This window comes from Xanthomarina sp. F1114 (genome assembly GCF_026410255.1).
GTDB lineage: Bacteria > Bacteroidota > Bacteroidia > Flavobacteriales > Flavobacteriaceae > Xanthomarina.
The window spans coordinates 239,849-245,938 of sequence record NZ_JAPMLL010000003.1 but is presented as its reverse complement, the minus strand read 5'-3'; the positions used below and the strand labels follow the sequence as shown (position 1 = coordinate 245,938).

Below are 6,090 nucleotides of genomic sequence, written 5' to 3'. Positions count from 1 at the left end.
AAAAAAAAAGACCCTTCAAATTAATGAAAGGTCCCTTCTCGCTAAATTACTTCTAATTCAGCTCCTGATTAATAGCAATCTTTATTTTTTTAATTCACCTTAAAGCCTAAAGGAATATATGGTTGTCCTAAATTTGGTACTGGTCCTCCAGAACCATAAAAATTAGAACTTAAAAACTCTACATTTCCTTGTGTTATTGGATATGGAACATCTGTATAATCAGATTTTCTTAATATTCTTCCAACAGTTTCGTTAAGCGAGGTGTTGTTCGATATAGTACGCATAACGGTAATAATGTCTCCAGCACTTACAGCAACGGGAGAAATTATTTGGTAGTCTAATTGGGTTTGCGAAAAAGAATGAGTGCCAGAGTAAGATGCTGTTGAGGTTTCGTTAATTATTTCAATAATATAATTTCCTGTCCAAGTACTTGGGTTCTGATATCCAACACTGCAAATTTCTCCATCTGCATTTATTTTTATTCGGTATTTATGAGTTTTTAGATCCATATATTCCGGTAGATCATCATAGCCATTTGCTGTAGAAAAAGCATCTGTTATGGCTGTACTCACATAAGAGTCGTCACATATATTGTTTGTTGAGTCATCGTCGTTATCACAAGACGAAAGTGTAAAGAGACTTAATATGGATAGAAGTGCTATTTTTTTTAAATTTTTCATAATCATTGTTCTTTTATTTGTTTCTAACAACCTTATATCAATATCCTTTTAAAATTGTTACCCATCTTTTTTAAATAATTTTAAATAATATTAAAAGAAGAAGCTTTTTTAAAATGAAAAATTTTGAGTTTATAGTGAAATTAAAATCAAAAAAAAAGACCCTTCAAATTAATGAAAGGTCCTTTTTTGCTGAACTACTTCTAATTCAGCTCCCTCATAATAGCAATCTTTATTTCTTTACTTGAGCTTTTTTTCGTTTATATTTTTTCATCACGCCACTTATAATAACTTTAGAACTAATAATCTCTCCTTTAGCTATAAGTTGAATCATTTTATTGGCATCATTTTCATTAGAACTATATCCTTTGGCAGTACCATAAGAGCTTTCTACTTCCCAGAAATATATTCGGTTGCTGTTATTGTCTGCTTCATAATCTAACATATAGAAGCTTTCAATTTTTTTATCTAATACAATTTCTCCAGAACTCACAAGGGAAACCATTTTATTGGCGTGAATTAAATCTAAAGAAGTACCCGAATATCTGTTTTTGTTAGTTGTTACTGTCCAATCAAATACTTGAATTAAATTTTCTTTTGCAATTGTTACAACTTTATTAGATGTGTTAACAATTGGTTTTTTGTCTGTAGCATTAACTTGTATAATTGATAAGGCTACTACTGCGATAATTACTAGTGAATTTCTCATAACTAAAAATTTTAATGGATTAATATTTTTTTTAGTGTTTCGCGTTTTTTGCGCTTACAACCTTATATCAATATCCTTTTAAAATTGTTACCCGTTTTTATCAAAAATATTTAAAAGAGAAGATTACTTCATAAGAGTTCTTGTAAGAATAGAGAAGCTTATTGATCAAATTCCTTTTACAACCTAAAAATTATAGAAAACTTTTGTCTGGTAGTTTTAATACGGAAGGGTTTCGGTTTTGTTCTATGTTTAAAATTTTAAAGAAAAGCCCTTTCATAAATTTGATAGGGCTCTTTTTGATTAACCGACTCTAATTCAGCTCTCTGATAATAGTAACCTTTAGGGCTAAATAGAGTTTCTTTGGTTCTGTGTTTTTATACTTTTTAACCTGATTACGATGTTCTTTAAAAATTGTCATCCTAATCTCTATATTAAACTAAGGCTACTTCATATAAGGAGTAGCCTTTTTAATAATGTATAATTTATTTTTTTATAACTTTATTTTGGTAGGATTTCCCATCTGTTTCAACAGTTATAAGGTAGAGTCCAGTTGGCCAACTCTTAACATCAATAGTTTCTTTTTGGTCTTGGGTTTTGTTAGAGTACACCTTAATTCCTTGCAAGTTTCTAATGTTAATAGTTTTATCCCCTTTACTTTTAATGTCACTAAAATCTAAAGCTACATGATTTTGAGCGGGATTGGGAGAAACCTTAAAATTAACATCTTTAGGAGTGTTATTAATCTCCTCTTCACCAAAAGTAAGGCTGTATTTAAATGGTTCGTAGTCGTGATGTGGATCTTCAATTATTTCTCTTTTACAACAAGTAACTTCGAAGAATAACTCTACGGAGTCCCACGGATTCCCAACAGCTAATTTAAATCTATATATTTTCCCTGGTCTTAAATGGTAGCCTTGAGGAAGAAAATCGACAATATTAATATCGTTTGGTGCTTCGGAAAAAGGACTAACCCATGCCGAATGTAGTAAATTGATGTCTGTCCAAGTTCCTAAATCAAATTCTGCTAAACTTACAAAATATCTGGTTTCACAACCACTTGCAGAACCATCTACCAGAAGATCGTCGATTAGACATAATTCGGTTATTTTTATTGGTCCATAATACGATTGGTATTCATTCTCCCCATTTGGAAATCTAAATTGAGCAGCAGCCATCGGTGTTCCATCTCTTCCACATATTTCTCCGCAATTAAAAACTTGATGAAAACTTTGGTACGTAGGATTGTTTGGATTTGCATATAGTTTCCTGTCAATACCAGTTACAATAAAATCGCAATCGTAAATAGCCACACTTTCTAAATGATTCTTGATTTTTGCATCTATCTCGTACTCATGAATAAAATTATTGCTAGAATCGAAAAGTGAGACTTTAAAACTCCCTTCAGCTAGAGATCCATAATTTTTACTTATTACTAACCGGTTTTTTATATCAACATCAATAAAGCCACGTTTTTCCTGAAAAACTGTACTGCTTTGTCCGCTTAAAAACTTTACTTGTGTTTCGGTGAATGGAGGTGAGCTTGAAATATTTGCATTAAAAAACACTTCCCAATTACTTCTTAGTGCTATTTGATTGGCTTCTAACCTGTTAAATCGACTGTTCGGTTCATAGTAGTGAGAATGAAAGCTAATTGACACGTTATTGGGGTTATAGGTATATCTTTTTATATTGAGCTTGGATTGAGACAATGGACCAAAAGAATATCCGACAGCCAATTTTTCTTCTTTCATATCCATATGAATACTAAATGGTCTTGTATCGTTTATAAGCTTAAGTTCATCCATATGAGATAAGGTGCCTATATAAGACATGTTTCTAAATACTTTTATAATAATTTTGTTGTTTTCAACACCTCCAACAAGAACGTCACCATTTGGAGCAATGGCTAAATCGGTAGCATGACTATTACTTATTGCCATAACACGTGAGCCTATAAGTGTTCCAGAAGCATTATATTTTTTTAAATACGTTTTAATGTTATAATTGTTGGAAGATGGTTTGTCTCTATATAAAACGTAGACATTATTCTCTTTATCTAGTTTTATTCTGGCAAAACTGGCGTAATTTGAAAAATGAATATCCGAAGGAGTAAGTGCATTGAAAGAAGAACCATCATACACTTTAAAATAATTACCAGCTTTCTTATCTTCTAAGGTGTATGCAATGGCATATAGCTTTTCATTTTTATCGGAAGTAGAGTGCGCAACCCAATTAGTTGTCGAAGTATAAGGTAAGTTACTAGTTTGCTCGCCTCCTGTTAAAGGGCCTTGAGAATGTAAAATGCCAGCGCTAAAAACCAATAGCAGTAACATTGTTTTTTGGAATAATTGTTTCATCGTAATAAATATTAAATAATTAATTTTAAAGTGTAGATACTTTATCTACTCATTGTATACATAAAACCATTCTCAAATTGTTACCCTTATTATGCGAAGTTTTTTTAAATTCGTTAAAAATAAAGGGTTTATGAGCCAGAAGAAAATTCACGAAGATCAGAAGTACATAGTTGGTTTGGTTGAAAACAACACATTTATAATTCAGGCTATTTACGATAAGTTTGCGCCAAAAGTTATTAATTATATCAAGCAGAATAGTGGAGATGCATCTAGCGCTCAAGATATTATTCAAGAAACCATCATCACTATTTATAATCAGGCTATAGAAAAAGATTTAAAGCTTACCTGTCCGTTCGATGCGTATTTTTTCTTGCTCTGTAAACGTAAATGGCTCAATCATTTAAAAAAAACAGGAAATAAAGAGGTAACAATTAATGAGGAAGTGTTATCTAAAGATGACGACGCTCAAGAACTCGCTTTTGAAACTTCTTTATTTGAACAACAACACAGTTTATATAAAGACATGTTCGGAAAATTAGGCCAAGCATGTAAAGACTTGCTAAAAGCTACTTTTAAAATTAAATCTATGGAAGAAGTGGCCAAAAGCTTGGGTCTAACTTATGCTTATGCCAGGAAAAAGAAGTCTTTATGTATAGGACAGTTAACCAAATTAATTCAAGAGTCACCAACCTATAAAAACCTAAAATCTTAACCATGCAAGAACAAGATTATATATTATTTGAAGATTATTTGTCTGGAAACCTGGATACTACAGAAATAGTGGCTTTTGAAAATAGATTGCAAAACGATTTTGAGTTTAAAGATGCTTTTGAAGTTTATAAATCCACTTCTAAGTTTCTGGAAAACCATATAGAAAACGAAGAAAAGGCTGAGACCTTTAAAACAAACTTAGAAACTGTTTCGTCTAAGTATTTTGCTAAAGAAGAAGCCTCAAAATCGAGACTAAAAGGAATCAATCCGTGGTATTATTCTTTAGCTGCAGCAGCTATTTTAGTTATCGGGTTTTTCTTTACTCAGCAATTTTCAAATCCAGTTTATGAGGATTACGCCAATTACGGCACCATAAGTTTAACGGTTAGAGGTACACAAAGTGAAGTTTTGAGCAAAGCAGAAACAGCCTTTAATAATCATAATTACAAAGAGGCTGAAATTTATTTTTCACAAATTCTTAAAACCGATACTAACAACATGGAACTACAACTATATAAAGCAGTGTCTTTGGTAGAACTAAGTAATTATACAGAAGCAGATACGCTTTTCAACTCTATTATTAAATCTCCTTCTGTGTATAAAAACAAAGCAATTTGGTATTTAGCTTTAAGCAAATTAAAACAAGGCGATAACACAGCTTGCATAAACACTCTTAAAACGTTACCTGAAGATTCTGAAGACTATAATGAAGCGCAGAAGCTTATTAAAAAGTTGAAATAAAGACTTTAAGTAGTTTTATCAAACAACTAGTATTGATATAAAACCTAAAAGACCTAAGAAATGGTTTAACATTCTAAAACCTGAACGGACTTAAGGTTATTTGTAAAAGAACCTATACTTTTGCAAAATGACAATTACCGATACACATACACATTTATATAGTGATGCTTTTGACGAGGATAGAAGCAGTATGATTCAACGAGCTGTCGATGCTGGAGTTTCGCGTTTCTTTATTCCTGCTATCGACTCAACTTATACAGAAGCTATGCTTCAATTGGAAGCAGATTTTCCTAATAAGGTTTTTTTAATGACGGGTTTACACCCAACTTCAGTTAAAGAAAATTATTTAGAAGAACTCGCTCATGTGGAAGACTTACTGGCAAAACGTTCTTTCTATGCCATTGGCGAAATAGGTATCGATTTGTATTGGGATACGTCTACTTTAGAGATTCAGAAGAAAGCATTTAAGCACCAAATTCAATTAGCTAAAAAGTATAAATTACCAATCGTAATTCACTGTCGTGAAGCCTTCGACGAAATTTTTGAAGTTTTAGAGGAAGAAAAATGTGAAGATTTGTTCGGAATTTTTCATTGTTTTACAGGAACCATTGAACACGCTAAACTTGCAATTTCCTATAACATGAAATTAGGAATTGGAGGCGTGGTTACTTTTAAAAACGGAAAAATTGATCAATTTCTTCATCAAATAGATTTAAAACATATAGTTTTAGAAACCGATAGCCCATATCTAGCACCAACACCATTTAGAGGCAAACGCAATGAAAGTAGTTATATAATAAAGGTGTTAGAAAAACTATCGGAACTTTATAAGCAGCCACAAGAAAAAATTGCCGAAATTACTACTCAAAATTCAAAAGACGTTTTTAATATATAA

Annotated in this window: 6 protein-coding genes; 3 read left to right on the top strand and 3 right to left on the bottom strand. The window is 31.6% G+C overall.

Features of this window, described 5'->3' with window-relative positions; all coding sequences use genetic code 11:
• Positions 1-89: 89 nt before the first annotated feature.
• The 3 genes from OS188_RS03835 to OS188_RS03825 all read right to left on the bottom strand — a co-directional run bounded on the left by OS188_RS03835 (position 90) and on the right by OS188_RS03825 (position 3,743).
• Complete coding sequence (locus tag OS188_RS03835) at positions 90-680, bottom strand: hypothetical protein (RefSeq protein ID WP_267147497.1); 591 nt, start codon at positions 678-680, stop codon at positions 90-92.
• 229 nt (positions 681-909) lie between these two features.
• On the bottom strand, positions 910-1,386 hold the full coding sequence (locus tag OS188_RS03830) for a hypothetical protein (RefSeq protein WP_267147496.1): 477 nt from the start codon (positions 1,384-1,386) through the stop codon (positions 910-912).
• A gap of 482 nt (positions 1,387-1,868) precedes the next feature.
• Complete coding sequence (locus tag OS188_RS03825) at positions 1,869-3,743, bottom strand: T9SS type A sorting domain-containing protein (RefSeq protein ID WP_267147495.1); 1,875 nt, start codon at positions 3,741-3,743, stop codon at positions 1,869-1,871.
• Between the two features lie 130 nt (positions 3,744-3,873).
• Between OS188_RS03825 and OS188_RS03820 the strand changes: the two genes are divergently transcribed.
• The 3 genes from OS188_RS03820 to OS188_RS03810 all read left to right on the top strand — a co-directional run bounded on the left by OS188_RS03820 (position 3,874) and on the right by OS188_RS03810 (position 6,090).
• Complete coding sequence (locus tag OS188_RS03820; protein WP_267147494.1) at positions 3,874-4,455, top strand: RNA polymerase sigma factor; 582 nt, start codon at positions 3,874-3,876, stop codon at positions 4,453-4,455.
• A 2-nt stretch (positions 4,456-4,457) separates the two neighbouring features.
• Positions 4,458-5,195, top strand: coding sequence for a tetratricopeptide repeat protein (locus OS188_RS03815; RefSeq protein ID WP_267147493.1), 738 nt, complete (start codon positions 4,458-4,460; stop codon positions 5,193-5,195).
• Positions 5,196-5,322: 127 nt separating this feature from the next.
• Positions 5,323-6,090: a TatD family hydrolase gene (locus tag OS188_RS03810; protein ID WP_267147492.1), complete on the top strand. Its 768-nt coding sequence runs from the start codon at positions 5,323-5,325 to the stop codon at positions 6,088-6,090.